We start from the raw sequence: 26,290 nt of genomic DNA, 5'->3' as shown, positions 1-26,290 counted from the left end.
TTGCGATGATTTCGCTCATGCGCGCTATGTCTCAAGCGCCGGCAATTCGCCGCCGGCTTTCAACTCGACGACGCCGCCTATGCCAGCCGCGCGTCGCTGCGATGGCGGCTGGGGCGGCGCCCTCGGTTTTTGCCGATCCCGGCGCCGGCGTCGGATTCGGCTACGTCACCAACCGCATGCTGGGTTTCGACGACGTCGATCCACGCCGCAAGGTATTGATTGATGCCGTTTACGACGCGCTCTGACGTAGGAGCGTTGAGAGCCGTTATGCGCGGATGTTCCACATGGCGTCCGGCACAACCACCAGCTTGCCGACGAAATCCTTGGCGATGAAGTCGGCCTGCGCCTTGTGGAAATCGGACAGTTTGTAGACACCGGCGACCAGCGGCCGGATTTTCTTCGCTTCGATGTATCCAACGATGCGGCGGAAGTCGGCGCGCGTCCCCTGGCTCGATCCGTGCAGTTGCAGCTGCTTCAGATACATGGTCCGGAGATCGAGCTGCACAACCGGACCGGCAATCGCGCCGGCGGTGGTGTAGCGGCCTTCGGGCCTCAGGATGCGCAAGAGGTCGTTGAAGATCGCGCCGCCGACGAGATCGGCGACCACATCGATCGGCTGGCCGCCAGTGGCTTCATTCACGGCGGCGGGAAGATCGGCAACCCCACGGGTAATAACCGCTTCGGCGCCGATGTCGCGCACCGCCTGCTCCTTGCCCTTGCCGACGACGGCGTAGGGAATGGCGCCGCGCGCCCGCGCCAGCTGCACGATGCCGGAACCGACGCCGCCCGAGGCGCCGGTGACCAGCACGCGTTCGCCGGTTTTCAGCCCGGCGCGCTCCAGCATCTGCTCGCCGGTGAGGTAGGCGCAGCAGAAGGTGGCGAGTTCGACGTCGCTCATGTCAGTATCGACGACATGCGCATTCTCGCCCGGCACCGTCTGGTACTCGGCGTACCCGCCGTCGCGACCGTGGCCCATATAGTCGATGTCGGCGAGCGAATCGTCGTCGCGGTTGTAGATCGAAAAGTCGACCATTACCCGTTCGCCGATACGGCCCGGGGAAACGCCTTCGCCGACGGCAGCGATGGTGCCGACCGTGTCGGTGCCCTGGATGCGCGGGAAGGTAAGCGTGTTGCCTTGCCGCCGCCACGTCGACACGGCGGCAGCGTCCTCCTCCGTGCCATAGGCGCCCTGGCGTACCCAGACATCGGTGTTGTTCATACCGCAAGCGCTGACCCTGACCAGCACCTCGCCGGCGGCAGGCACAGGCACTTTCACATCGGTGCGATAGACGAGCTTTTCCGGTCCGCCATGCCCGGTGAGCAGCACGGCGGCCATGGTGGCGGGGAGGGTCTTGGTCATGGCATTCATCGTCGATCTCAGAGGTTGGCAAACACGCTGTTGACGGCATCGGCGGTTTTCGAAACGACGATGTCGGCTTCCTCACGCGTCAGGCAGAGCGGCGGCGCGAAGCCAAGGATGTCGCCCTGCGGCATGGCGCGGCCGATGACACCGCTGGCGGCAAGTGCTGTCGCCACCTGCGGCCCGATCTTGAGCGAAGCATCGAAGAACACCCGGTCGTCCTTGTCGGCGACAAATTCGACTGCCGCCAGCATGCCATCGCCGCGCACGTCGCCGACATGTCTGTGACCGCCGACGGCCTTGGCCAGTTCGGCGCGGAAATAGGCGCCCGTCTCATCGGCGTTTGTCACCAGGTCCATCTCGTCGATCAGTTCGAGATTGGCGACGCCGGCGGCGACGCAGATCGGGTGCGCCGCATAGGTCCAGCCATGGCCGAGCGAGCCAAGCTTGTCGGAGCCCTGCACCAGCACCTGCCACATCTTGTCGGCAACGATGACGCCCGACAGCGGCGCATAGGCCGAGGTCAGGCCCTTGGCGATGGTGATCAGGTCCGGCTTGATGCCGTAATGGTCGGAGCCGAACATGGTGCCCAGACGGCCGAAGCCCGTCACCACCTCGTCGGCGACCAGCAGCACGTCATACTTCTTCAGCACCGCCTGGATCTTCTCCCAGTAGCTGGCCGGCGGCGGCACGATGCCGCCAGTACCGAGGATCGGCTCGCCGATGAAGGCGGCGACGGTTTCGGGACCTTCGGCCAGGATCATCTCTTCAAGCTTGTCGGCGCAATGCTGCGAGAACTGCTCCTCGCTCATCGAGCGGTCGGCGCGGCGGAAATAGTAGGGCGCTTCGGTGTGCAGGACCGGCGCGCGCGGCAGGTCGAAGGCATTGTGGAACAGGTCGAGCCCGGTCAGTGATCCCGTCATCACGCCCGAACCGTGATAGCCGCGCCAGCGCGAGATGATCTTCTTCTTCTCCGGCCGCCCAAGCACGTTGTTGTAGTACCAGATCAGCTTGATGTTGGTTTCGTTGGCGTCCGAACCGGAGAGCCCGAAATAGACCCTGCTCATGCCCTTCGGCGCGCGGTCGATGATCATCTTGGCCAGCGTGATCGAGGCCTCGGTGCCGTGGCCGACATAGGCATGATAGTAGGCGAGGTTTTTCGCCTGGGTGGCGATGGCATCCGCGATCTTTTGGCGGCCATAGCCGACATTGACGCAATAGAGACCGGCAAAGGCATCGATGCTCTTCTTGCCATTGTTGTCCCAGACGGTGACGCCTTCACCGCCGGCCATGATGCGGGTCGGGCTCTCGCCTCGCGCATGCGTGCCCATATGGGTCGAAGGATGGAAGAAATGGTCGCGATCCCAGGCGTTGAGTTCGTTGGACTGGTTGAGCATTTTTGACTCCTTGAGGGATGGCCGGACGGACTATGCGACGTCCAGGCAGAGGTACTTCAGATCGGTGAAAGCTTCGAGCCCATGGCGCGAGCCTTCGCGACCGATGCCGGATTGCTTGACGCCGCCGAATGGGATCGGCGCGCCGGTGATCTTGACGCGATTGATAGCGAGCATGCCGTAGTCGAGCGCGCGGCCCAGGCGCTGCTGGCGGGCGCCGTTCTCGGTAACGACATAGGCGACCAGGCCATATTCTGTGGCGTTGGCACGGGCGATCACTTCGTCCTCACTGTCGAACGGCGTGACGGCGGCGACCGGCCCAAAGGTCTCCTCGCGCATGATCAGCGCTTCGTCGCTGACGTCGGCCAGCAGCGTCGGCTGGTAGAACAGCGGCCCGGCCTGATGCCGCTTGCCGCCGGTGAGACAGCGCGCGCCACGAGCGATGGCATCGGCGACCTGCTCTTCGACCTTTGCGACGGCACGCTCATGCATCAGCGGCCCGATGTCGATCTTGTTGGTAAGGCCGTTGCCGGTGCGCAGCGCCTCGATACGCCTGGCGAAGGCGGCGCAGAAGCGATCGTAGATGGGGCGCTGGACGTAGATGCGGTTGGCGGCGAGGCAGTCCTGGCCGGAGGTGGCGAATTTGGCATCGATGGCGATGCACACCGCCTTGTCCAGATCGGTATCGGCAAAGACGATCAGCGGCGCGTGGCCGCCAAGCTCCATCACCAGCCGCTTCATCGTCGGCGCGCTCTGTGCCGCGATCAACCGGCCGATCTCCGTCGAGCCGGTAAAGCTCATGGCGCGGACGCGCGGGTCTTCGCACATGCGGCCGACGATGGTTGCAGCCCTTCCGGTGATGACGTTGAAGACACCGGCGGGCATGCCGGCGCGCTCGCCAAGTTCCGCCAGCGCCAGCGCCGACAGCGGCGTCTCGGATGAAGGATGCGCGACGATGGTGCAGCCGGCGGCAAGGGCGGCCGCCGCCTTGCGGGTCAGCATCGCCGCCGGAAAATTCCAAGGCGTGACGACGCCGACGACACCGAGCGGCTCGCGCCTCACCATCATCTCGGCATTCGGCAGATGGCTGGTGACGCTCTCGGCATTGAGGCGCTTTGCCTCTTCGGCATACCATTCGAGGAAAGAGGCGGCATAGTCGATTTCGCCGAGCGATTCCTGCAGCGGCTTGCCCTGTTCCAAAGTCATCAGCAGGGCAAGGTCGTCTTTCGCCGCGATGATCAGCTCGAACCATTTTCGCAGAATTCTCGACCGCTCCTGCGGCAGCAGTGACCGCCAAGCCGGGAAGGCACGCGCGGCGGCACCGATTGCCCTTGTCGTTTGCTGCGCATCGAGCGCGGCGACAAACGCGACCGTCGCGCCTGTGGCCGGATCGGTGACTTCAAAGCTTTCGGCCGCTTCGCTCGCGGTCCAATGCCCATCGACATAGGCAAGCTCGCGCAGCAGCCGGCGGTCGGAGAGGCGGTCGAGTGCCTCATGGCGATGCGAGCGGGCAAAATGCGCGGACATGGTCGAGGCCTCCCGGATCGGACGATGCGGGAAGACTATCCGTCACATGCAGACAGAGAGACTGTTTCGACGCCCTGAAGGAGAGAGAGTCTCTCTATTGTGCCGCCCCGACAGACATTCTCTCCGGGCTTATGCCGACGCCGGCAACAGGTCGGCTATCGGTAGCACGATTTCGTCCTTCACCGTCTTGGTGACGATGTAGGTGAAGTAGCGGTCGATGCCGATCTCGCGCTGCAGCAGGCCGTCGACCAGCCGCTGATAGGCGTCGATGTCGCGCGTCATCACCTTGACCACATAGTCGACGCCGCCGCCCACCGACCAGCAGGCGACGATTTCGGGGATGTCGCGGATGACGCGTTCGAAGCGGTCGAAATCGGCCTGGCGATGGCTGGCCAGCGTCACCTCCATCAACACGGTGGCGACCGGCGCCACCACGCGCATGGCGATCCTGGCGTGGTAGCCCGAGACGATGCCTGCCTTCTCCAGCTTGCGCAGCCGCATCCAGCACGGCGTCGGCGACAGCCCGACCTGTTCGGCCAGCGCCAGCTTGGTGATGCGCCCGTCGCGCTGGATGGCGTCGAGTATCCTGAGGTCGACCGCGTCGAGTTTTGATGTCATCGGCGTCCGCTTTTTGTCGGCATCACCATGACGGCGCATTATTTCGATTGTCAATTGCACTGATTTCGATCTCTATTAAGTCATGACATTATGGCAACCCGACCCTGCGCTCATCCGCCGGCCAGCCTATCAAACGCTGGCCGACCAGTTCGCCCGCGCCATTCATGACGGGCGGCTGGCCAAGGGCGCGCGGCTTCCAACGCATCGAAGGCTGGCAGACGATTTAAAACTGTCGGTGCAGACGGTCAGCCGCGCCTACGAAGAACTGATCCGGCGCGGCCTGATTTCGGGCGAGATCGGCCGTGGCAGCTTTGTCCAGACGCAGCGCCGCGACCCGGAGCCGCCCTATCTGCCGGAGCGCCTCGGCGAGGTCATCGATCTGTCAATCCTGAAGCCGGTCTGCGAGCCGATGCATTTGGAGCGGCTGAAGCAGGCGCTGGGCTGGCTGGCCGAAAACCTGCCATCCAGTTCGGCGTTGTCGTTCCGGCCCAACATGGTGTTCCCGCGTCACCGCGCGGTGGCTGTCGAATGGCTGAAACTGTGTGGGCTCGACACCTCCGCACAGAATATCAGCCTGACCAATGGCGCGACCGCCGGGATGACCGTGGCGCTGATGAGCGTTGCGCCGCCGGGATCGACTGTCGCCACCGAGGCCATCGGCCACCACACGCTGGTGCCGCTGGCGCGCTATCTCGGCTTCAACCTGGAAGGCCTGCCGATCGACGGCAATGGCCTGATCCCGGAGGCGTTGGACGAGGTCTGCCGGCTCACCGACATTCGCGCGGTATTCGTGCAACCGTCGGTGATCAACCCGACGGCGACGCTGATGGACGCTCGGCGGCGCGAAGAGATCGCCGCGGTCGCGCGCAAGCACGACATCGCCATCATCGAGAACGATGTGCTGGGTCCGCTGATCGAGGACCGGCCGCCGCCGGTCGCCGCCTTTGCGCCGGAGCGCACGCTCTACGTCACTTCCTTCACCAAGATCACCGTACCTGGCCTGCGCATCGGCTATCTCGCGGCGCCCGACCGCTATGTCGCCGCCGTTGCCAACCGGCATCTGGTGTCGAACTGGATGGCGACGCCGCTGGTGGCCGAGATCGCCACCAAATGGGTGACCGACGGCACGGCGATGGAACTCGTTCGCTGGCAGCGGGCGGCATTGCGCCGCCGCCAGGACATCGCAGCCGAGGTGCTGGGCGGGGTTGGTTATCGCGCCAGGCGCGACGGGCTGCATGTCTGGTTGCAACTGCCCGCGGACCGTGCCGAGGAAAGCTTCGTCGCCCAGGCCCGCCTGCAAGGCGTGGCGATCGCGCCCGGCACCTCCTTCCGCATCTCGGATGCGCCCTGGCATCCGGCGGTGCGCATCTCGCTCGGCTCGACCACCGAGGGGGAACTGCGCGCCGGCCTCGGCGTTGTCACCAAGTTGCTGCTTGGCGATCCGGAGCATCTGCTGCTCGCAATCTAAGCGGGAATTGCTCTGGAATCATGCAGTGCCGGAAATATTGTCATGATTTTATTTTCCCAATTGACATGATTTGGCGCGTTCCGCATCGTTAAGGGCACAGGCTTCTCCAGCAGGGGAAATTCATTTGTCCTCACCCATCATCAAGGTCGACGCCATTTCGAAGAGCTTCGGCTCGTTCAAGGTACTGGACGGCCTGTCGATGCAGGTCATGCCCGGCGAGAAGCTGGCGCTGATCGGCCCGTCCGGCTCGGGCAAGACGACGATCCTGCGAATCCTGATGACGCTGGAGAAGATCGACGGCGGCCATATCCAGATCGATGGCGAGCAGCTCTATCACATGGAGCGCAACGGCCAGCTGCTGCCCGCCGACGAGCGGCACCTGACCAAGATGCGGCAGAAGATCGGCATGGTCTTCCAGCTGTTCAATCTGTTTCCGCACAAATGCGTCATGGACAACGTCGCGCTGGCGCCGATGCTGACCAAGGGCACGCCTCGCGCCGCCGCTGAAAAGCGGGCCATGGAACTGCTCGACATGGTCGGCATGGCCGACAAGGCGAAGTCGATGCCGGCGCAGCTGTCCGGCGGCCAGAAGCAGCGCGTGGCGATTGCCCGTGCGCTGGCATTGTCGCCGAAGATCATGCTGTTCGACGAGGTGACGTCGGCCCTCGATCCGGAGCTGGTCGAGGAGGTGATGAATGTCATGCGCAAGCTCGCCGCAGAGACCGACATGACCATGCTGCTGGTCACCCACGAGATGGGCTTTGCCCACGACTTCGCCGACCGCGTGCTGTTCTTCGACCGCGGCAAGATCGTCGAAGAGGGCAAACCAGACGAGATTTTCCGCCATCCAAAGCAGGAGCGCACGCAAGGCTTCCTGAAGAAGATCATCGCAGCCGGACATCGTGTCTGACCGCTTTGCGGGGCGGAAGACCGCCCCAGACAAAACCAAGAAGACAACAAGGAGTTGGGAACAATGAAGAAACTTGGCATTCTGGCCGGCGTCGCCGGTCTCGCACTGACGGCGGTGCTCGCCGCGTCGAGCACCGGTTCGGCCGATGACAGCAAGCTCGAGCAATTGAAGGCGCAGGGCTTTGCCCGCGTCGCGATCGCCAACGAGCCGCCCTATACGGCGGTCGCCGCCGACGGCAAAGTTTCGGGTGCGGCGCCCGACGTGGCGCGCGAGGTCTTCAAGCGTCTCGGTGTTGCCGACATCGTCGCTTCGATCTCCGAATATGGCGCGATGATCCCCGGCCTGCAGGCCGGCCGCTTCGACGTCGTCACCGCCGGCCTGTTCATGAAGCCGGAGCGTTGCGCGGCGGTCGTCTATTCCGAGCCGGTGCTATGCGACGCCGAGGCGATGTTGGTGAAGAAGGGCAATCCGAAGGGCTTCAAGAGCTACGAGGACGTCGCCAAGGACACGTCAGCCACCATTGGCGCGCCCGGTGGCGGCACCGAGGAGAAGCTGGCGCTCAACGCCGGCGTGCCGCGCGAGCGCGTCATCGTCGTGCCGGACGGCCAGAGCGGCCTGAAGATGCTGCAGGACGGTCGCATCGATGCCTATTCGCTTCCCGTCCTGTCGATCAACGACCTCGTCAAGAAAGCCAACGATCCGAACCTCGAAGTCATCGCCCCGGTGGTCGGCGCGCCGGTCTATTGCGACGGCGCCGCCTTCAAGAAAGGCGATGAGGCCCTGCGCGATGCCTTCGATGTCGAGCTCGCCAAGCTGAAGAAATCCGGCGAGTTCGCCAAGATCATCGAGCCCTACGGCTTCTCGGCCGCAGCCGCGATGTCGACCACGCGGGACAAGCTCTGCGCGGCGAAATAGCGCCGTTTTTGCCTTCTCCCTGTTCACGGGGAGAAGGTGGCCCGAAGGGCCGGATGAGGGGCGGCGCCAGGTTCTGAGAATTTAGCGCTGCCCCTCATCTGCCTGCCCGTCCTCCGCAGCAGCTGCGCTGCAGCTTCGGAGGGTGGACTGGCATCTTCTCTCCGTGAACGGGGAGAAGGAAGCTAACCGCCAACGTTGGAACCCGAATGACCCAGTGGTCCGGCTACCTCGGCCTGATATTGCAGGGAGCGCTTGTCACCATCGAGGTGACGCTGATGGGGTCGGTGCTCGCCCTGATCATGGCCTTCCTCGCCGGCATGGGCCGCGTGTCGCGCTTCTTTGCGCTGCGCTGGCTGGCCACCGCCTATATAGAATTCTTCCGCGGCACCTCGATCTTCGTGCAGCTGTTCTTTGCCTATTTCGTGTTGCCGTTGATCGGCCTCGAACTGACCCCGCTGCAGGCGGGTGTGCTGGCGCTGGGCCTCAATGTCGGCGCCTATGCGGCCGAGGTGGTACGCGGCGCCATCCAGTCGGTCGGCCGCGAACAATATGAAGCCTGCATCGCGCTCAACCTCGGCCGCTGGCAAGGTATGCGCCATGTCATCCTGCCGCAGGCGCTGCTGGTCATGCTGCCGACCTTCGGCAACAACGCCATCGAGCTGCTCAAGGCGACCTCCGTGGTGTCGCTGATCTCGCTCGCCGATCTCACCTTTCAGGCGCAGGTCGTGCGCTCGCAGACTGGCAACACGCTGGCGCCGTTCACCACCATCCTGATCATCTATTTCGCCCTGGCGCTGATCATCTCCTGGGGCGTGCGTTCTCTGGAACGCCGCATGGCGCGCGGCCTCGACGGGGTGCGCGTCTGATGGCCGGAGCTTCCTGATGGATTGGGACTGGAACTTCGTCTGGGAGATCCTGCCGACGCTGATCCAGGGCGTGAAGATCACCATCCTGGCAACGCTGCTCGGCTCCGTGCTGGCCGCTGTCGTGGGTCTGGGCATCGCGCTAGCACGACGCTCGCCCAACAAGGCGCTGTCGCGCACCGTTGGTTGGGCGGCCGAATTCATCCGCGGCACGCCGCTTCTGGTGCAGCTCTATTTCATCTTCTACGTGCTGCCGGATTTCGGCATCCTGTTGCCGCCGCTGGTCGCCGGCGTCATCGGGCTCGGCTTGCACTACGGCACCTACACGGCGGAAGTCTATCGCGCCGGTATCGACAACGTGCCGCGCGGCCAGTGGGAGGCGGCCAAGGCCTGCAATCTGAGCGCCACGCAGACCTGGACCAACATCATCATTCCGCAAGCGATCCCACCGATGATCCCGGCTTTGGCCAACTATTTCATCGCCATGTTCAAGGAGACGCCGCTGCTGTCGGCGATCACCGTGCTGGAGCTGATGAACCAGGCCAAGAGCGTCGCCAACACCTATTATCGCTACATCGAGCCGATCACGCTGGTCGGCGCCTTCTTCCTCGTCATCAGCCTCTTCTCGGTCGTGCTGCTGCGCTGGCTGGAACATCGCTACGGCAAGATCGAAAGGTAATTCTCAAGATGAAACCGCTGCCCAAAATCAGGCTGACGCCGACAATGCCGGCGCTCGATGCGCGCCCGCTGGAAAAGCGCGTCGGCCTGATCATCCTTGCCACCGACCACACCAGCGAACCGGATTTCCGCCGCATGGTGGCGAGCGAGCGGGTCGGCGTCTATGTCGCGCGCATTCCCTACAAGAATCCGACCACACCCGAGAATCTCCGCAAGATGCAGCCGGAGCTTGCGGCGGGCGCGGCGCTGATCCTGCCCGACGAAAACCTCGACGCGATCTGCTACTCCTGCACCTCGGCCTCGGTGGTGATTGGCGACGCTGAAATCGAGGCCGCAATCCAGTCTGCCAAGCCGGGTGTTCCTGTGGTCACGCCGCCGATGGCCGGCCTGCGCGGGCTGCAGGTGCTGGGCGCGAAAAAGATCAGCATCCTCACCCCCTACACCGTCCAAACCTCCAGGCCGATGGCGGCTTACTTCGCCGCACGTGGCTTCGATATCCTCAGCTTCACCTGTCTCGGTTTCGAGGACGATCGCGAGATGGCGCGCATTGCGCCGGCAGCGATCGTCGACCTGGCTCGTGAGGCGACGCATGCGCAGGCCGATGCACTGTTCGTGTCCTGCACCGCATTGCGCGGAGCGCTCGCGGTTCCCGGCATGGAACAGGCGATCGACCGCCCGGTCGTCACCAGCAATCAGGCCAGCGCCTGGAATTGTTTGCGGTTGTGTGGCGACGGGACGTCGCATCCCGAATTTGGCCGTCTGATGACGCTGCCTTTGCCGCGCGATTGACGATCATGACGACAGTCACCCTTAACGATATTCGTGCCGCCCGGGAGCGAGTTGCCGGCAAAATCGAACGCACGCCGACAGGGTTATCTCACAGCCTTTCCGAACGACTGGGCATCCCCGTCCACCTCAAGCTTGAACACCGCCAGACCACCGGCAGCTTCAAGCTGCGCGGCGCCTCGAATGCCGTTGCTTCGCTGAGCGCCGAGGAGAAGGCGCGCGGCGTGGTCGCGGCGTCGACCGGCAATCATGGCCGTGCGCTGGCCCATGCCGCGAAGCTCGAAGGCATGCGTGCGGTGATCTGCATGTCGCGACTGGTGCCGGGCAACAAGCTCGACGAAATCCGTCGGCTTGGCGCGGATGTCCGCATCATCGGCAACAGTCAGGACGAGGCGCAGCAGGAGGTCGAACGGCTGGTGGCGCAGGAGGGACTGGTGATGCTGCCGCCCTTCGACCATCCCGCCATCGTCGCCGGGCAAGGCACGCTTGGACTGGAGATGATCGAGCAGGTCCCGGATGCCGCTCTCGTCCTGGTGCAGCTCTCCGGTGGTGGACTCGCCTCGGGCATCGCCGCCGCCGTCAAGGGCGTCAGCCCCGGGACAAAAATCATCGGCGTTTCGATGGCGCGCGGCGCGGCGATGAAGGCCAGCCTCGATGCCGGCCGTCCGGTCGAGGTCGAGGAGTTGCCGACGCTGGCGGATTCGCTCGGCGGCGGCATCGGTCTCGACAACCGGCTGACCTTCGCCATGTGCCGCGATCTGCTCGACGACGTCATCCTGCTCACCGAGGACGAGATCGCCGCCGGCATCCGGCATGCCTATGAACAGGAGCGCGAGATCGTCGAAGGCGCCGGCGCGGTCGGCATCGCTGCGCTACTCGCCGGCAAGGTCAGGGCGACCGGGCCGGTGGTGGTTCTCCTCTCGGGCCGCAATATCGACATGAACACGCATCGCAAGATCGTCTGCGGTGACGCAATCGCGGAGCGCGCGGCATGAAAACTCTCCCACGCCGAATTCCCGCCCACCCCCCTCTGTCCTGCCGGACATCTCCCCCGCAAGGGGGGAGATCGGCAGCTTCGATGCGGTCGCTATTCTTGCTGCGCTGGAGATTGGCGAAGGCAGGAGTGCAGTCCAATCTCCCCCCTTGCGGGGGAGATGGCCGGCAGGCCAGAGGGGGGTGTGACGGAACACTATCCTTCGTGGTGCGCGCTAGTACGGAGCGCGACACATGAGTCCGATGACCATCCTCACCGAGAAGGAACTGCGCACAATCGTGCCGCTCGATCTCGACGCGGTCGCCTGCGTCGAAAACGCTTTCCGCGCGCTCGCCACATTGCCGGTGGCGATGCCGCCGATCCTGCGGTTGGACATTCACGAGCAGCGCGGCGAGGTCGATGTGAAGTCGGCCTATGTGCCTGGAATAGACGGTTTCGCCGTTAAGATAAGCTCCGGCTTCTTCGACAATCCGAAGCTCGGTCTGCCCAGCGGGGGCGGCATGATGGTGTTGCTCTCGGCAAGAACCGGTGTGGTCGAGGCGCTGCTGCTGGACAATGGCTATCTCACAGATGTCCGCACCGCTGCTGCCGGCGCCGTCGCGGCGAAGCATCTGTCGCGGCCGGATTCGTCCGTCGCCGCAATCTTCGGCGCCGGCGTGCAAGCCGGGCTGCAACTCGAAGCGCTCATGTTGGTGCGGCCGATCGCCGAGGCACGTATCTGGGCGCGCGATGCGGTCAAGGCGGAGACGGCCGCAGGCGCGCTGCGCGAAAAGCTCGGCATTCTCGTGCGCGCCGAGCCGGATGCAGCCAAAGCAACCATCGGCGCCGACATCATCGTCACCACCACGCCGTCGACCGAGCCGCTGATCAAGGCCGGCTTTGTCGTTGCCGGGCAGCACATCACCGCCATGGGCTCGGATGCCGAACACAAGAACGAGATCGCGCCGGCGATCCTGCGCATGGCGGATCTCTATGTCGCCGACAGCGCCAAGCAGACACGGCGTCTGGGAGAACTGCATCACGCCATCGCATCGGGCGTGATGGGAGCCGATGCCGCGGTCACCGAACTCGGCCAGATCATCGCCGGCGAACGGCACGGAAGGCGCTCACCCAGCGACATCACCATCGCCGACCTCACCGGCACCGGCGTGCAGGATACGGCGATCGCCACGCTCGCTCGCAACCGGGCGCGGGCGGCCAATGCCGGAACCATTTTTGAAAGCTGATGCTGGCCAAAGCGTGATCCGGAAGTGGAACCCGGTTTTTCCCAGAGATCACGTTCAAACAAGAACGACGAGCCTGTTTCCAACAAAGTTGAAACAGGCTCCAGGCCCAACAAACGAGGACCAAGAACAATGCAGCCGAACCTAAAATTCTCGCGTGGCGAATTTGCGGATCGCCTCGCCAAGACGCGAAAAGCCATGGAGGGGAAAGGCGTCGATCTGCTTGTTATCAGCGACCCATCCAACATGGCCTGGCTGACCGGCTATGATGGCTGGTCGTTCTATGTGCATCAGGCGGTGATCGTGCCACCATCGGGCGAGCCGGTCTGGTACGGTCGCGGCCAGGATGCCAATGGCGCCAAGCGCACCGCCTATCTCGCGCATGACAACATCGTCGGCTATGCCGACCACTACGTGCAGTCGACCGAGCGCCACCCGATGGATTTTTTGGCCAGAGTGCTCAGTGATCGCGGCTGGGGCAAGCTGACCATCGGCGTCGAGATGGACAATTACTGGTTCTCGGCTGCCGCCTTCGCCGCGTTGCAGAAGCACCTGCCCAACGCCCGCTTCGTCGACGCGACAGCGCTGGTCAATTGGCAGCGCGCGGTGAAGAGCCCGACTGAAATCGACTATATGCGCAAGGCGGCCCGCATCGTCGAAGCCATGCACCAGCGCATCGTCGACAAGATCCAGGTCGGCATGCGCAAATGCGATCTGGTCGCCGAGATCTACGATGCCGGCACGCGCGGTGTCGATGGCGTCGGCGGCGACTATCCGGCGATCGTGCCGCTGCTGCCGTCGGGCGCCGACGCCTCGGCGCCGCATCTCACCTGGGACGACCAGCCGATGAAGTCGGGCGAGGGCACCTTCTTCGAGATCGCCGGCTGCTACAACCGCTACCATTGCCCGCTGTCGCGCACCGTCTTTCTCGGCAAGCCGACACAGGAATTCCTCGATGCCGAGAAGGCGACACTGGAAGGCATGGAGGCGGGGCTGGCGGCGGCAAAGCCCGGCAATGCCTGTGAGGACATCGCCAACGCCTTTTTCGCCGTGTTGAAGAAATATGGCATCGTCAAGGACAACCGCACCGGCTATTCCATCGGCCTATCCTATCCGCCGGATTGGGGCGAACGCACCATGAGCCTGCGCCCCGGCGACCGCACCGAACTCAAGCCCGGCATGACCTTCCATTTCATGACCGGCCTGTGGCTGGAGACGATGGGACTGGAAATCACCGAATCCATCCTGATCACCGAAACCGGTGTAGAGTGCCTCGCCAATGTACCGCGCAAACTGGTGGTGAAGAATTGAGCCCGATGCCTAGCCTCCGCCCATCTCCGATCGCGCCGACCGTCGATTTCGACAAGGACGGCGTGCAACATGGTTTCCTGCGCCTGCCCTACAGCCGCGACGACTCGGCCTGGGGCTCGGTGATGATCCCGATCTGCGTCATCCGCAACGGCAAGGGGCCGGCCGCGCTGCTCACCGGCGGCAACCATGGCGACGAGTATGAGGGGCCGCTGGCGCTCTACGATCTTGCCCGCACGCTCGATCCCAAACAGGTCAGCGGCACGGTGATCATTGTGCCGGCGATGAACTATCCGGCCTTCCGCGCCGGCACGCGGACGTCGCCGATCGACAAGGGCAATATGAACCGCAGCTTTCCCGGCCGCCCCGACGGCACGGTGACCGAGAAGATCGCCGACTACTTTCAACGCGAACTGCTGCCGCGCGCCGACCTCGTCTTCGATTTCCACTCCGGCGGCAGGACGCTGGATTTCGTGCCCTTCTGTGCCGCGCACACGGTGCCCGACAAGGCACTGGAGCAGAAAGCCTTCGACGCGGTCGCCGCATTCGCGGCTCCGTTCTCCATGCGCATGATCGAGATCGACTCCGTCGGCATGTACGACACGGCGGCGGAGGAAATGGGCAAGGTCTTCGTCAGCACCGAGCTTGGCGGCGGCGGCACCTCGCGCGCACAGACGGTGCGGATTGCGCGGCGCGGCATCAGCAATGTGCTGCGTCATGCCGGCATTGTCGCCGGTGCAGTAGAGAAGAGCCCGACGCAGTGGCTCGACATGCCGTCGGGCGATTGCTTCTCCTTCGCCGAGGACGACGGCATGATCGAAACCATGGTCGATCTCGGCGAGCCTGTGAAAGAAGGCTCGGTGCTGGGGCGCATCCATTCCACCGGCCGCACCGGCATCGCTCCGCAGGAAATCCGGGCAAAAATGTCCGGCATTCTGGCCGCGCGGCATTTCCCCGGCCTGGTCAAAGCCGGTGACTGCGCCGCCGTCCTGGCCGTTGTGGTTTCATCGTGATTTCGCAGAGTACGCCGCGCGAATATCAGTCGGTCTGGATCCAGACCGACTTGGTCTCCAGATACTCGTGCAGATGTTCGATGCCGCCCTCGCGGCCATAACCCGACATCTTCATGCCGCCGAACGGCACCGCCGGGTCGATGGCATGGTACATGTTGACCCAGACCGAGCCGGCCTTGACCCGGCGCGCAAGCTTGTGCGCGGTGCCCAGATGCGTGGTGAAGATGCCGGCGGCCAGGCCATAGGGCGTCGCATTGGCACGCGCCACCGCTTCGTCGAGCGTGTCGAAGGGCATCGCCGAAATGACCGGGCCGAAAATCTCCTCGCGCGCGATGGTCATCTGGTCCGACACGGCGCCGAAGACCGTCGGCGCAATGAAGTTGCCGCCATCGTAGAGCTCGCCGGTCAGCCGCGAGCCACCGGCGACCAGTTCGGCGCCTTCGTCGCTGCCGGCCCTGATATAGCCCTCCACCTTGCCTGCCTGCCTGGCATTGATGAGCGGTCCGATTTCCGTCTCTGCCTCGATGCCATGGCCGATCCGCAGTCTGCCCGCGAAATCGGCGAGCCGGCGGACGAACTCGTCATGGATTTCGCGCGCCACGAACAGCCGCGAGCCGGCAATGCAGATCTGGCCCGAATGCACGAACACCGCCATCGCCGCGATCGGAACAGCCTTGTCGATGTCGGCGTCGCGGCAGACGATGATCGGCGACTTGCCGCCGAGCTCCAGTGAAACGCGTTTGAGGTTGGCCACGGCTGCCCGCGCGATGGCCTGGCCGGTCAGCGTCGATCCGGTGAAAACGATCTTGTTGACGTCTGGATGTTCGGCGAGCCGCGCACCGGCTTCGGCCCCGGTGCCGGTGACGACGTTGACGACGCCGTCGGGCACGCCGGATTCCTGCATCAGTTGCGCGATCAGCAGCGGCGTCAGCGACGCATCCTCGGACGGTTTCAGCACGATGGTGCAGCCTGTCGCCAGCGCCGGCGCGATCTTCCAGATCGAGGCGGCGGTCGGCGCGTTCCAGGGAATGATCGCACCAACGACGCCCACCGGCTCGCGCCGGGTGAAGGTGACGATCTCGCCGGGAATCGAATTGTCGATCGTCTCGCCATGCAGCGCCGTCGCCATGCCGGCATAGAAGCGCAGCATGCCGATGACGCGGCGCCGGTTGGCGAGCGTGCGCGTGATCGGCAGTCCCATATCGAGCGTGTCGGAAACGCTGAGCTCTTCCCAATGCGTCTCGAACAGATCGGCGATCCTGAGCAGCACGCACTGCCGCTCGTAGGGCGAGAATTTGGACCATGGGCCTTCGAAGGCCGCGCGCGCGGCGGCCACCGCCGAGTCGATATCGGCAGCCCCGCCGCGCGGCACTGTCGCCAGCACCTCGCCTGTTGCCGGATTGAGTGCCTGCATGCCCTGGCCGGACTGCGCCGCGACCCACTTGCCGCCAATGAACATCGGTCGGAATTCGCCATGGTACAACGCCGTGGCCTTCGCCTTCGGGTCGAAGTTCAGCGTCATCTTTTCCTCCTCGCAATTCCGTGGCGACTATTACTCCCGCCGCCGGCCTCAAACAAGGAAAGCTAAAGGGCGCTCAGATAATCAGGTTGTGCGGACTGCCCGATCACGCCAGCCGCTAGAGCGTGATCCAGAAAAGTGGGAAACGGTTTTCGGAAAAGATCATGCTTCGACAAACGGCATCTAGAAAATCATCCGGCATCTAGAAAAATCATCGCGAGTTGTCGGAGCGCGTCGAAAGCTCAACGAGGCAAGCCGATCATTGCCCACGGCGACCGCGATGCCGGCATTGCAGACGAGAGCGCAACAGGTAGTCGCCCGCCGCCACCCAGCGCTCACCCGCGGCCGGATCGATCGTTGGCCGTTCCAGCCGGCTTCACCGTGACAGAGGTTTCGCGCGCCGCTTCGCTGCAATCGCTGTTGGATGACTGCTCGCGGAAGCAAGATCGGTCAGTGGCCTCGCGACTTGCAAACACTGGCAGATTGAGCCGCAACCGACGGTGCCTGCATCGATCGAGCACGCCGGTCCGTCACTCCGGAAGTCCGGCCTTTCGGAAGCCATCGACGAAATGGTCGAGCGTGGCAGTGTCGCGGAACGGCTCCGTCTCGACCCAGTGGCGGGTGGTGAAATGTGGGTTCGCGACAAGGAACAGGTCGACCTCGGCGCGCGCCTCATCGATCCGGCCAAGTTGCGCAAGGCTTGCCGCAAGGAAACGGCGCGAGCTTGTCCGATACGTCTCGTCCCGGCGCGTCGTCTCGACCGCGGCTTCATAGTCGCGCGCCGCATATTGCGCCTGGCCGAGCGTCAGGTAGTACCAGCTTGCCGGAAACGGGTTCAGCCGGAACGCCTTGCTGATATAGTCGAGGCCGTCCTCGACGCGCCCGGCCAGGACCGCGATGTCGGACAATGTCGCCCAGGCATCGGCCTCGTTCGGGTCGAGTTCGAACGCCTTGGCAAATCCCACATCCGCTTCGTCGAATCTGCGCTCATAGGCAAGCAGGTTAGCAAGCACCCAGTGGCAGCCGGCATCGTTGGGATCGATCGCCACAGCCTTGCGCGCCAGTTCCAGGGCAAGGCCGCGGGCAGGCTCAATGGGCTCTCCCCAATGCACCCATCCCATCCAGTGGTTCATGGCAAGCCAGCGATAGGCTTCGGCATAGTCCGGATCGAGCGCAAGCGCGCGCGTCAGCAACAGATGCGCTTCGCGCGCCGTCTCCGGCGAGACGTCGATCAGGTTGCGGGCTCGCACGCACAGATCGTAGGCCTCGAGATTTCGGGGCCGGTTGCGCGGCAGCGGCGCGCGCAGCCGGCCAAGCAGCGCCTCGACGATCTTAGCCGTCACCTCGTCCTGAACGGCAAAAATATCTTCCAGGCCGCGATCGAAGCGGTCTGCCCACAAATGCTCGCCGCTCAGCGCGTCGACCAGCTGGGCGTTGATGCGCACGCGCCCGGCGGCGCGTCTGGCGCTGCCCTCCAAGAGATAGCGCACGCCAAGTTCCCTGGCGACCTCGCGCACATCCACCGCCTTGCCCTTGTAGGCAAAGGTCGAGTTGCGCGCGATGACGAACAGGCCGCCAATCCTCGACAGGTCGGTGATCAGGTCTTCGGTCAACCCGTCGGCGAAGGCTTCCTGCTCGGGGTCGTTGCTGAAATTGGCAAAGGGCAGCACGGCTATCGACGGTTTGGCGGGCAGCGGCAAAGCCTGTCGCTTCTCGTCGCCGAGCTGTTCGATGGCGCCGGCGAAGCGATAGCCGACGCGCGGAACGGTCGATATCCATTCTCCGCCGTTCGTGGCCGGACCCAGCAGCTTGCGCAATTGTGCAATCTGGACGGTGAGGTTGCCTTCCTCAACGGCGGTGCCTGGCCATGCCGCATCCATCAACTCGGCCTTGGCCACGATCTCGCCGGGCCGGGCGACGAGCGCCGCCAGCAGCTGCAGTCCGCGGTGGCCGGCGGCTACGGGAACTTGGTCCCGAAGGAGCGTTCCCGCACCCGGATCAAGCACGAACGGACCAAAGGCAAAGCGCGATCCCTGCATAACGCGCATCTATAGAGCAATTCCAGGAAAGGTGTGAAGGCGGTTTTCCCACGGGAAAGCGCGGAGCGCTTCACGGACGTATGGCGTCAAAACAAAGAGTTGAGCGCCTCGTCGTTTCCATGAAACGGCGAGGTGCTCTAGCCAGTTTGGAACTTTTGAGAACTATTTGGCTGCGCTTAATTACGGCGCCGTCCGCATGCGGCAGAATTCAACCTCTTTCAAGCCGAGGGCTGTCGCCCCTCAAACCGAATGGAGGTTGCCATGAACGATACCCTTGCTTCTGCTCGTGCAGCCTTGCCGGAAAAGGCGGTGTCATCGGGCCGGCGTCCGACGGGCCCGCGGGGCATGATCGCGGCCTGGCGCGAGCGGATACGCTTTCGCTGGGACCTCAAGCAGATGGCGGAGACCAATCCGCACCTGATCGACGATATCGGTCTGACCAGACGCCAGGTCGAGGCCGAAATCGTCAAACGCTTCTGGCAAGTGTGAGCTGATGTCGCGGATAAGACCCGCCCGCCTGTTTGGGCGTACCGCGGCGTTTTGCCGGCATTTGCACTTGCCGGAACGTGCCGATCCTGCTTCGAAGTCGGCATGAGCGCCGAAGACGCGACGTCACCGCCGGAGAACCACATCGCATGGGCCGCGATGGCCGGCATCATCGCGACAGTTACGGTGTTCGCCATAGCACAGGGGCTGACGTATCCGCTGCTCAGCTTCATCCTGGAACGGCAAGGGACGACACCGGGCCTTATCGGCCTCTCGGCCGCGATGACGCCTCTGGGTTTCATTATATCGTCGCTCTTCACGCCGGCGCTGGTCCGGCGGGTGGGCGCGGCGCGCTTTGCGGTTGTGTGTTCGATCCTGGCAGCAACCGTCCTGATCGCGATTGCCTGGACGCAGGATGTATGGGCCTGGATGCCGTTGCGCTTCCTGCTCGGCTTCTTTGCCAATCCGCTTTACGTGATCAGTGAAACCTGGCTGGTCTCGATCACACCCGCCGCACGCCGAGGCCGCATCATGGGCCTATACTCCTCCATCGTTTCCGCCGGCTTTGGCCTCGGCCCGCTGTCGCTAGGCTTGGTCGGCACGCAAGGATGGCCACCCTTCATCATCGGCAGCGCGGCCTTCCTTGTCTGCGGCCTGATCGTGCTTGCCGTCGCGCCACGCCTGCCCGACATGCCGCGTGAGGGCGAAGCGGTGTCGGTCGGCGGCTTCTTCGCGCTGGCGCCGCTGCTCTTGTTCGCAGTCTTCACGGCTGCCGCCTTCGAGCAAGTCCTGCTTTCGCTGTTCGCGGTCTATGGTGCCGCGCTCGGCAGCACTGAGCAGCGCATCGCTTCGCTCATCACCTGTTTCATCGCCGGCAATGCCGTGCTGCAGGTCGTGCTTGGGCGCGCCGCCGAACGGTTTGGCTCGAAGCCGATGATGCTGTTCTGTGTCCTGGCTTGCCTGGCCGGTTGTTTTCTGTTGCCGTTGCTCTTCGCTACATGGCTTGTCTGGCCGCTCTTCTTCGTCTGGGGCGGGGTCTCGTTCGGGATCTACACGCTGTCGCTGATCCAGCTCGGCGAGCGTTTCACCGGTCAAGCCTTGATCGCCGGCAATGCCGCCTTCGCGTTCGTATGGGGGGTAGGCGGCATCGTCGGCTCACCCGTGGCCGGGCTGGCGATGCAACTGACCGGACATCAGGGACTGCCATTGTCGCTTGGCCTGCTGTGCTGCGTGCTGGTGGTGTTTCTGCTGGCGGAGTTACGGCGGGTTGACCGCGTTCAGGCGTAAGGCGTGCCTGCCATTGCGGCCTTCAGGCCGATGCTGCCCTTGACCCGCCTCGTCGCCGTCCTGGGTTTCTCGAAGCGTCCGATCCGCCTCGATGAACGCCACGGCCGCCAGGCGGGTGTCGGGGTCTGCAGCTTACGCCCGCCGCCTTCGGATAGTGCCACCATTAGGATATCCCAGCTCGTCGCGTTCGCTCTCGCTCGCGCCGACGCCGGCCCAGTCCGGACCAGCAATGTCTTCAGCTGCCATGTCTTCAAACCTCGATGTCAGGCGAAAACGCGGCCGCCGTAGAAACTCGGCGGCCGCCAATGGCGACGCTATATTCGCCCGAGAACAACCAGAATGATCACGATGATCAGCACCAGCCCGAGGCCACCGCCGCCATAGTAACCAGTGCCGTAGAACGGGCCGCCGCCGAGGCCGCTGAAGCCGCCGAGCAACGCGATGATCAGGATGATAATAAGAATGGTACCCAGGCCCATATGCCGTCTCCTTCGCTGCCGCGCCGTTCACGGCGCGGCTCGAAGAACTAAACTCCCAGCAAGCCTTCCTGTTCCCCGGCGATTTTCATCCGACGGCTAAGGAACGAAAGCCATCATGACGGCGTTTGCTGAGGTTCAGGCGCAAGCTGCGCGTGCATCGCGCGCCAGGCGGCGCGTAGAATTCAGAATTTGCGCGGGATTGCCCTTTAGGCGGCCGGCCGCTCCTCCACCTGAACGCGCGGCAGGCGTGACGCCGGGCTTACGCTGGAAGGCGAGCTGAAACGTGTCGTCATCTGAAGCCGAATTGGTCGACGACGAGTTTTGGCCCCGCACCATTCCCAGTCGAGCTGAACCGGCAGCAGCTCACGTCGCCTTGCCGGCCGGCGCGCCTATGTCTTCCTCGGCAATATCGTCGAACGATGCGTAGTTCATGTTGTAGAGCCTGGCATAGAGGCCCTTGGCCGCCATCAGCTGCTCGTGATTTCCGCTCTCGACGATCTCGCCGTTCTGTAAGACGATGATGCGGTCGGCGCCGCGTATGGTCGCCAGCCGGTGCGCGATGACCAGCCCGGTGCGGCCTTCCAGCAGCGTGACCAGTGCCTTCTGGATCAGCATCTCGGTGTAGGAATCGATGCTCGCCGTCGCCTCGTCCAGCACCAGGATTTTCGCATCCGCCACCAGTGCGCGTGCAAAGCTGATCAGCTGGCGCTGGCCGAGGGACAGATTGCCGCCGCGCTGTTCGAGCTCGGTGTCGTAGCCGTCAGGCAAATGCTCGATAAAGTCGTGCGCGCCAACGGCTTGCGCGGCGCGCACAACCTCTTCGCTGGTAGCCGATGTCTTGTGGTAGCGGATGTTCTCCAGCACCGTGCCGGAAAACAGGAACGGCTCCTGCAGCACCATCGCCACCTGATCGCCGAGCGAATCCTGCGTCACGTCGCGCACATCGTGGCCGCCGACCCGCACCTCGCCCGACCAGACATCATAGAAGCGGTGCACCAGCGCCATGCAGCTCGACTTGCCCGAACCGGTGGGGCCGACAAGCGCAACCGTCTCGCCCGGATTGACGCGGAAGGAGATGTTTTTCAGCACCGGCTGGTTCTGCCGGTAGCCGAAGGTGACGTTCCTGAACTCGACCGAACCGTCCATGTCGCGCGTCAGCGTCACCGCGCCCTGTCTGTCGCTGACGTCGACCGGTACGTCGAGCACTTCGGAGATGCGTTGGCCCGACGCCATGGCGCGCTGCATGACCGAGTACTGCATGGTGAGCGAGCGGATCGGGTCGAAGAAGCGCTGGATATAGAACAGGAACGCCACCATGACGCCGATGTCGAGGCTGTGCGACAGCACCATCGAGCCGCCGACGACGATCACGGTTGCCATCGCAATGCCGGTCAGCGTGTCGACGATCGGCACCATCACCTGCGCATATTTGGCCGAGGTCAGGTGAGCCCTGAGATTGGCCAGCACCTTCTCGTCATAAAGGTCGAAATTGACGTGCTGGCGCTCCAGGCTCTGCACCGTGCGAACGCCATGGATGCCTTCGGCCAGCGCGCCATTGGCGATCGAGTTGGTCTCATGCGCGGCCATGAAGGCGATCTTGGCGCGCGGCAGCCAGAACAGGCGCACGATGAACAACGCCGGCATGGTCGACAGCGTCAGCAGACCGAGCCGGAAATCGAGCCACAACAGAACGCTGACGATGCCGAACAGCAGCACGATGTCGCCCACCGACATCACCGAGGTCTCGAGGAATTCCTGCATGGAATTGACGTCGCCCTGCAGGCGCGACATCAGCCGGCCCACCTCGGTCTTGTCCATGAAGCTCAGCGAGACGCGCTGCAGATGGCTGAACATGGCGCGGCGCAAATCCGACAGCACATTCTCGGCCACCTTGCCGACGACGCTTTCCTGGACATAGCTGGCGGCATAGTTGATCAGGATGATCAGGGCGAAGGCACCGATCGCCCAGTTCATGACGGAGCTGTCGGCCTTGCCCGCCGCCATGCCGTGGTCGATGGCGTAACGGATGACCAGCGGGATCGCCAATTGCGTCAGAGTGAACACCAAAACGGCGGCCACCGAGATGAAGATCCGGCCCTGGTACGGTCTCACGAAGCTCCAGATGCGGCGCACGATGCGCGGATCGTAGACCTTGCCGAAGACCTCTTCCTCGTCGCGGTGCGAACCGACGACGGCCCTGGTGGGCCGCCGGCTGGTGTCTTCCTTCTGGTCGTCGTTCTGTGTCGACATCATGCGGCTCCCACCGCCACCGGCAAATCGTCGTCCGGCCGCAGCTGCAGGTCGTAAAGCGCGCGGTAGCGTCCACCCAGCGCCAACAATTCCTGGTGCGTGCCGCGCTCGGAGATGCGGCCATTCTCGACGAACAGGATCTGGTCGGCATGCATCAGCGAGCTCAGCCGGTGCGAGATGATCAGCGTCACGCGGTCCTTGGCGAAGCGCTTCATCCCGGTGCGGATTCGCTGCTCGGTGCCGGCGTCGACAGCCGCGGTGGAATCGTCGAAGACCAGCACCGAAGGCCGCAGCATCAGGGTGCGGGCGATGGTCAGGCGCTGCCGCTGGCCGCCGGAAAGCGATGACCCGCGCTCGCCCACGACCGTGGTGTAGCCGGCCGGAAGCCCGATGATGTAATTGTGCAGCTGGGCGTATTCAGCCGCCTGCCCGATGCGGGTCTCGCGCGCCCAGGGATTTCCATAGGCGATGTTGTTTTCGATCGAGGTGGTGAACAGGAAAGCGTCCTGCTGCACGACGCCGACCGCCTTGCGCAGCGATTGCAGCGTGACCTCGCGTATATCCTGCCCGTCGATGGTGATCGCGCCTGACCTCACATCGTAGAAGCGCGGGATCAGATGCGCCATGGTCGACTTGCCGCTGCCCGGCGGGCCGACAATGCCGACGGTCTCGCCGGACCTGGCCTCGAAGGAAATGCCCGACAGCGCCGGCCGGCCGCCGGCGCCCGCGTAGCGGAAGCCGACATTGTCGAAGCGCAGCAAGCCTTCGGTGACCACGAGATCCTTGGCATCAGGCGCATCCTCGATGTCAAGTTCGGCGTCAAGCAGTTCGAACAGCCTTGTGCCGCAGGTCGAGGCGCGGGCGAACGAGTTGACCATCAGCCCGAGCTGGCGCACCGGCATCTGCAGGATGGTCATGAAGGTGAGGAACTGCGCCAGCGTGCCGACGCTGATCTGGCCCGCGATCACCTTCTGGCCACCGAACCACAGCACCAGGCCCATGGCCGCCAGGAAGGAAAAATTCATGGCGCTGGTGTTGGAGACGCGGATGTCGACGCGCTGGTCGGCAAGCTCCAGCGCCGACTTCTTGGCGCGGTCGAATTTTTCCAGCTCATGCCGCTGCGCCGCAAAGGCGCGCACGACGCGGATTCCGCCGAGGTTCTCGTCCATCACCCGGCTCAGCACTGACAGCCGCTCCTGCAGCGTCAGCCAGGTGCTGCGCAGCCTGAGCTGTGTGACCGAGGAGCGCCAGGCGACGAACGGCACGAAACTCAGACTGAGCAGCCCGAGCTCGAGATCGGTGCTGATCAGGAGATAGGAGCCGACGCCGATCAGCACGCCGAGCAGCACCACGCGCAATATGCCGGTGGAAAAGAACATGCGCACGCCGTCGAGGTCGAGCAGGCCAAGCGTAATCAGGTCGCCGGTATGCACCCGGTCATGGAAGGAGAAGCTCAGCCGCTGGATCTTCTCGTAGAAGGCCAGGCGCAGCTCATAGCCGGTGCGGTGGCCAACGGCCTCGCCATAATAATTCTGCGCCATGGTGAAGAGGCCGCGCAGAATGCTGACGACGAGCAAGGTGATCGCCGTGGTCCACAGCGCCTGCTCAGCCGCCGCGCCGCCGCCTCCAGCCATCACGCCTTGCGCCTGGTCGATGGCGTGGCCCAGCAGGCGCGGGATGAACAGCTGCAGCGTCGCGGCGATGAAGGTCGAGGCGATGGTGATCGCAACCTGCCAGGGATGGCGCAACGTCATGCGCAGGATGCGCAGCAGCGTGCTGAGGCCCTTGCCCCAGGACGCCTCCGCCACATGGGCAAACGATTTGCCGCGCATCGCTGCGCCGCGGGTTGCATCCATTGCCAAGGAAAATACCCAATCCGATCCGGACATTAGCCCAGACGAATGAAAACAGACTCAGTTTCAGATACCGCGATGGTACGCCTCGATTTTGACCGTTCAAGGGCCAATGGCGGTATTGCACTGTGCCTGAAAGGGGCTGATCGTCCGCGACCGCTTAAGCCCGTGTCGGCGTTAGAGGCGGCAGGCTCGTCACTTTAGGCCGATTGAAAAGATGCGAGCATGTGGGTTGCGCCAACCGCCATCATGCGTGACCTCGGCCAATGTGATCGGCTGCGGGACCGAGCGCAGTGAGCAGCGCCTTGCCGCTTTCCAGCGTCGCATTCTCATGCGGCGCGCGCAGGTTGAGCCAGCGTTTGTCGCCGGAGCGCACCGCCAGCACGGCCTTCATCGCCGGGATCAGGCCTGCATCCTGGATCACCTTGCGGAACGCCCTGATCGCGGCGTCCGCTTCCGTGACGTCTTGGCCAGCGATCGTCGCGTCGTAGAGCGCGCGGATGGCCGCAGCGTTGAGATTGACGGTCCCGGAGATACAGCCCGCAGCACCACTGGCGAGCCCCTTGGTCAGTTGCGCCTCCGAGCTGGGGAACACCGCGACGTCGGGTGCGGCGGCAATCACCGCCGCCGTGTTGTTCCAGTCGCCGGCGCTATCCTTGTAGGCGACGACCGTCTCTGGAAACACCGCGCTCAACCGGGCGGTCAGGGCAGGGCTTACCGGCACGCCGGAGTTCTGCGGGATGTGGTAGAGAATCATCTTCAGCGCCGGGTTGGCCACCCGTTCGATCAGCTCGCTGTAGTAGCGCGCCTGGCCTTCATCCCCGGCGGCCGTGTAGAAGAATGATGGCAGCACCATCACGCCGGCGCAGCCGAGGCCGACCGCGTGCTTCGAAAGTTCGACGGTTTCGGGGAGTGCGGTGACGCCGGTGCCGGGCATCATGCGCGCCGGCGAAATGCCGGCCTCGATCAGCCATTCCAGCGCCTGCATGCGCTCATTGAGCGAGAGCGACAGTGCCTCGCCCGTGGTGCCGAACGGCGACAGGAAATGCGCGCCCTGGCCCAGCACCCATTTGGCGTGTGAGATCCACAAGTCACGAGCAATCCGGCCGTCATTTTCGAACGGTGTCAGGATCGGGGCGATGGTTCCTTGCGGGCGGGTCATGTCGGTCCTTCCATCGGTGCTGGAAATCAGCTTGGCATAGAGCATACGTACGATGCGATCTGCCAGAGGCGATCTCTTGGGCCACCGCGCCGGCCGTGGGAAAACTTGCGGGTCATTGCCGCGAAATTCTGGCCCTTCGGTCTGCCGCAACCTGATGA

The 26,290-nt window shown here is 64.1% G+C and carries 24 protein-coding genes; 13 read left to right on the top strand and 11 right to left on the bottom strand.

The genetic code is table 11. The features are described from left to right. Nucleotides 1-101: 101 nt before the first annotated feature. Complete coding sequence (locus tag NKJ64_RS05350) at nucleotides 102-245, top strand: hypothetical protein (RefSeq protein ID WP_352462101.1); 144 nt, start codon at nucleotides 102-104, stop codon at nucleotides 243-245. Between the two features lie 20 nt (nucleotides 246-265). On the opposite strand, the gene NKJ64_RS05345 is transcribed toward NKJ64_RS05350, so the two are convergent. The 4 genes from NKJ64_RS05345 to NKJ64_RS05330 all read right to left on the bottom strand — a co-directional run bounded on the left by NKJ64_RS05345 (nucleotide 266) and on the right by NKJ64_RS05330 (nucleotide 4,899). Continuing rightward, on the bottom strand, nucleotides 266-1,369 hold the full coding sequence (locus NKJ64_RS05345) for an alcohol dehydrogenase family protein (protein ID WP_023823554.1): 1,104 nt from the start codon (nucleotides 1,367-1,369) through the stop codon (nucleotides 266-268). 8 nt (nucleotides 1,370-1,377) lie between these two features. Continuing rightward, a complete protein-coding gene (locus tag NKJ64_RS05340; protein WP_352446749.1) occupies nucleotides 1,378-2,757 on the bottom strand; it encodes an aspartate aminotransferase family protein in 1,380 nt (459 codons plus the stop codon). 30 nt (nucleotides 2,758-2,787) lie between these two features. Continuing rightward, nucleotides 2,788-4,281, bottom strand: coding sequence for an NAD-dependent succinate-semialdehyde dehydrogenase (locus tag NKJ64_RS05335; RefSeq protein WP_352446748.1), 1,494 nt, complete (start codon nucleotides 4,279-4,281; stop codon nucleotides 2,788-2,790). A 129-nt stretch (nucleotides 4,282-4,410) separates the two neighbouring features. Continuing rightward, nucleotides 4,411-4,899, bottom strand: coding sequence for an Lrp/AsnC family transcriptional regulator (locus NKJ64_RS05330; RefSeq protein ID WP_352446747.1), 489 nt, complete (start codon nucleotides 4,897-4,899; stop codon nucleotides 4,411-4,413). 82 nt (nucleotides 4,900-4,981) lie between these two features. On the opposite strand from NKJ64_RS05330, the gene ehuR reads away from it, so the two are divergent. From ehuR to doeB, 10 genes are all read left to right on the top strand, one after another. Continuing rightward, complete coding sequence (gene ehuR / locus NKJ64_RS05325; RefSeq protein ID WP_023823550.1) at nucleotides 4,982-6,367, top strand: MocR-like ectoine utilization transcription factor EhuR; 1,386 nt, start codon at nucleotides 4,982-4,984, stop codon at nucleotides 6,365-6,367. Between the two features lie 124 nt (nucleotides 6,368-6,491). Continuing rightward, complete coding sequence (gene ehuA / locus NKJ64_RS05320; protein WP_352462100.1) at nucleotides 6,492-7,277, top strand: ectoine/hydroxyectoine ABC transporter ATP-binding protein EhuA; 786 nt, start codon at nucleotides 6,492-6,494, stop codon at nucleotides 7,275-7,277. 63 nt (nucleotides 7,278-7,340) lie between these two features. After that, complete coding sequence (gene ehuB / locus NKJ64_RS05315) at nucleotides 7,341-8,192, top strand: ectoine/hydroxyectoine ABC transporter substrate-binding protein EhuB (protein ID WP_023682674.1); 852 nt, start codon at nucleotides 7,341-7,343, stop codon at nucleotides 8,190-8,192. Between the two features lie 206 nt (nucleotides 8,193-8,398). After that, complete coding sequence (gene ehuC, locus NKJ64_RS05310) at nucleotides 8,399-9,058, top strand: ectoine/hydroxyectoine ABC transporter permease subunit EhuC (RefSeq protein WP_352462099.1); 660 nt, start codon at nucleotides 8,399-8,401, stop codon at nucleotides 9,056-9,058. 16 nt (nucleotides 9,059-9,074) lie between these two features. Beyond that, the gene (gene ehuD / locus NKJ64_RS05305; RefSeq protein WP_023709687.1) at nucleotides 9,075-9,734 is read left to right on the top strand and encodes an ectoine/hydroxyectoine ABC transporter permease subunit EhuD; all 660 of its coding nucleotides are present in this window, start codon (nucleotides 9,075-9,077) and stop codon (nucleotides 9,732-9,734) included. Between the two features lie 8 nt (nucleotides 9,735-9,742). Continuing rightward, nucleotides 9,743-10,522: an ectoine utilization protein EutA gene (eutA, locus tag NKJ64_RS05300; protein WP_023747990.1), complete on the top strand. Its 780-nt coding sequence runs from the start codon at nucleotides 9,743-9,745 to the stop codon at nucleotides 10,520-10,522. A 5-nt stretch (nucleotides 10,523-10,527) separates the two neighbouring features. Further along, complete coding sequence (gene eutB / locus NKJ64_RS05295; protein ID WP_023735670.1) at nucleotides 10,528-11,514, top strand: hydroxyectoine utilization dehydratase EutB; 987 nt, start codon at nucleotides 10,528-10,530, stop codon at nucleotides 11,512-11,514. A 232-nt stretch (nucleotides 11,515-11,746) separates the two neighbouring features. Further along, nucleotides 11,747-12,739, top strand: coding sequence for a cyclodeaminase (locus NKJ64_RS05290; RefSeq protein ID WP_023749144.1), 993 nt, complete (start codon nucleotides 11,747-11,749; stop codon nucleotides 12,737-12,739). Between the two features lie 129 nt (nucleotides 12,740-12,868). Continuing rightward, nucleotides 12,869-14,047 (top strand): ectoine hydrolase DoeA, encoded by a 1,179-nt coding sequence (doeA, locus tag NKJ64_RS05285; protein WP_023667880.1) that lies wholly within the window; start codon nucleotides 12,869-12,871, stop codon nucleotides 14,045-14,047. A gap of 5 nt (nucleotides 14,048-14,052) precedes the next feature. Further along, the gene (doeB, locus tag NKJ64_RS05280) at nucleotides 14,053-15,057 is read left to right on the top strand and encodes a N(2)-acetyl-L-2,4-diaminobutanoate deacetylase DoeB (protein WP_023667881.1); all 1,005 of its coding nucleotides are present in this window, start codon (nucleotides 14,053-14,055) and stop codon (nucleotides 15,055-15,057) included. Nucleotides 15,058-15,082: 25 nt separating this feature from the next. Here doeB and NKJ64_RS05275 read toward each other — a convergent pair whose 3' ends face one another. Further along, complete coding sequence (locus NKJ64_RS05275; RefSeq protein ID WP_023753990.1) at nucleotides 15,083-16,579, bottom strand: aldehyde dehydrogenase family protein; 1,497 nt, start codon at nucleotides 16,577-16,579, stop codon at nucleotides 15,083-15,085. 527 nt (nucleotides 16,580-17,106) lie between these two features. Then, complete coding sequence (locus tag NKJ64_RS05270) at nucleotides 17,107-18,624, bottom strand: winged helix-turn-helix domain-containing tetratricopeptide repeat protein (RefSeq protein ID WP_031194617.1); 1,518 nt, start codon at nucleotides 18,622-18,624, stop codon at nucleotides 17,107-17,109. Between the two features lie 252 nt (nucleotides 18,625-18,876). Between NKJ64_RS05270 and NKJ64_RS05265 the strand changes: the two genes are divergently transcribed. Together NKJ64_RS05265 and NKJ64_RS05260 are read left to right on the top strand one after the other, a co-directional pair. Further along, nucleotides 18,877-19,104, top strand: a complete 228-nt coding sequence (locus tag NKJ64_RS05265; protein ID WP_023729208.1) for a DUF1127 domain-containing protein — start codon at nucleotides 18,877-18,879, stop codon at nucleotides 19,102-19,104. A gap of 102 nt (nucleotides 19,105-19,206) precedes the next feature. Beyond that, nucleotides 19,207-20,388, top strand: a complete 1,182-nt coding sequence (locus tag NKJ64_RS05260) for an MFS transporter (RefSeq protein WP_023753992.1) — start codon at nucleotides 19,207-19,209, stop codon at nucleotides 20,386-20,388. Here the strand turns inward: NKJ64_RS05260 and NKJ64_RS05255 are convergent. The 5 genes from NKJ64_RS05255 to NKJ64_RS05235 form a co-directional block, all read right to left on the bottom strand. Next, nucleotides 20,379-20,552, bottom strand: a complete 174-nt coding sequence (locus NKJ64_RS05255) for a hypothetical protein (RefSeq protein ID WP_156933728.1) — start codon at nucleotides 20,550-20,552, stop codon at nucleotides 20,379-20,381. The genes NKJ64_RS05260 and NKJ64_RS05255 overlap by 10 nt on opposite strands. Before the next feature lie 150 nt (nucleotides 20,553-20,702). Beyond that, nucleotides 20,703-20,867: a DUF3309 family protein gene (locus tag NKJ64_RS05250; protein WP_023667887.1), complete on the bottom strand. Its 165-nt coding sequence runs from the start codon at nucleotides 20,865-20,867 to the stop codon at nucleotides 20,703-20,705. Nucleotides 20,868-21,230: 363 nt separating this feature from the next. Further along, entirely contained in the window at nucleotides 21,231-23,117 is a 1,887-nt protein-coding gene (locus NKJ64_RS05245; RefSeq protein WP_352462096.1) for an ABC transporter ATP-binding protein, read from the bottom strand. Next, entirely contained in the window at nucleotides 23,117-24,949 is a 1,833-nt protein-coding gene (locus NKJ64_RS05240; protein ID WP_352462095.1) for an ABC transporter ATP-binding protein, read from the bottom strand. Before NKJ64_RS05240 ends, NKJ64_RS05245 begins: the two co-directional genes overlap by 1 nt. 268 nt (nucleotides 24,950-25,217) lie before the next feature. Then, nucleotides 25,218-26,132 (bottom strand): dihydrodipicolinate synthase family protein, encoded by a 915-nt coding sequence (locus tag NKJ64_RS05235; RefSeq protein WP_023735665.1) that lies wholly within the window; start codon nucleotides 26,130-26,132, stop codon nucleotides 25,218-25,220. Between the last annotated feature and the right edge of the window lie 158 nt (nucleotides 26,133-26,290).

The organism is Mesorhizobium sp. M0062 (genome assembly GCF_040323125.1).
Classification (GTDB): Bacteria; Pseudomonadota; Alphaproteobacteria; order Rhizobiales; family Rhizobiaceae; genus Mesorhizobium.
The sequence above is the reverse complement of the archived record's forward strand: the minus strand, read 5'-3'. Positions and strand labels throughout refer to the sequence as shown.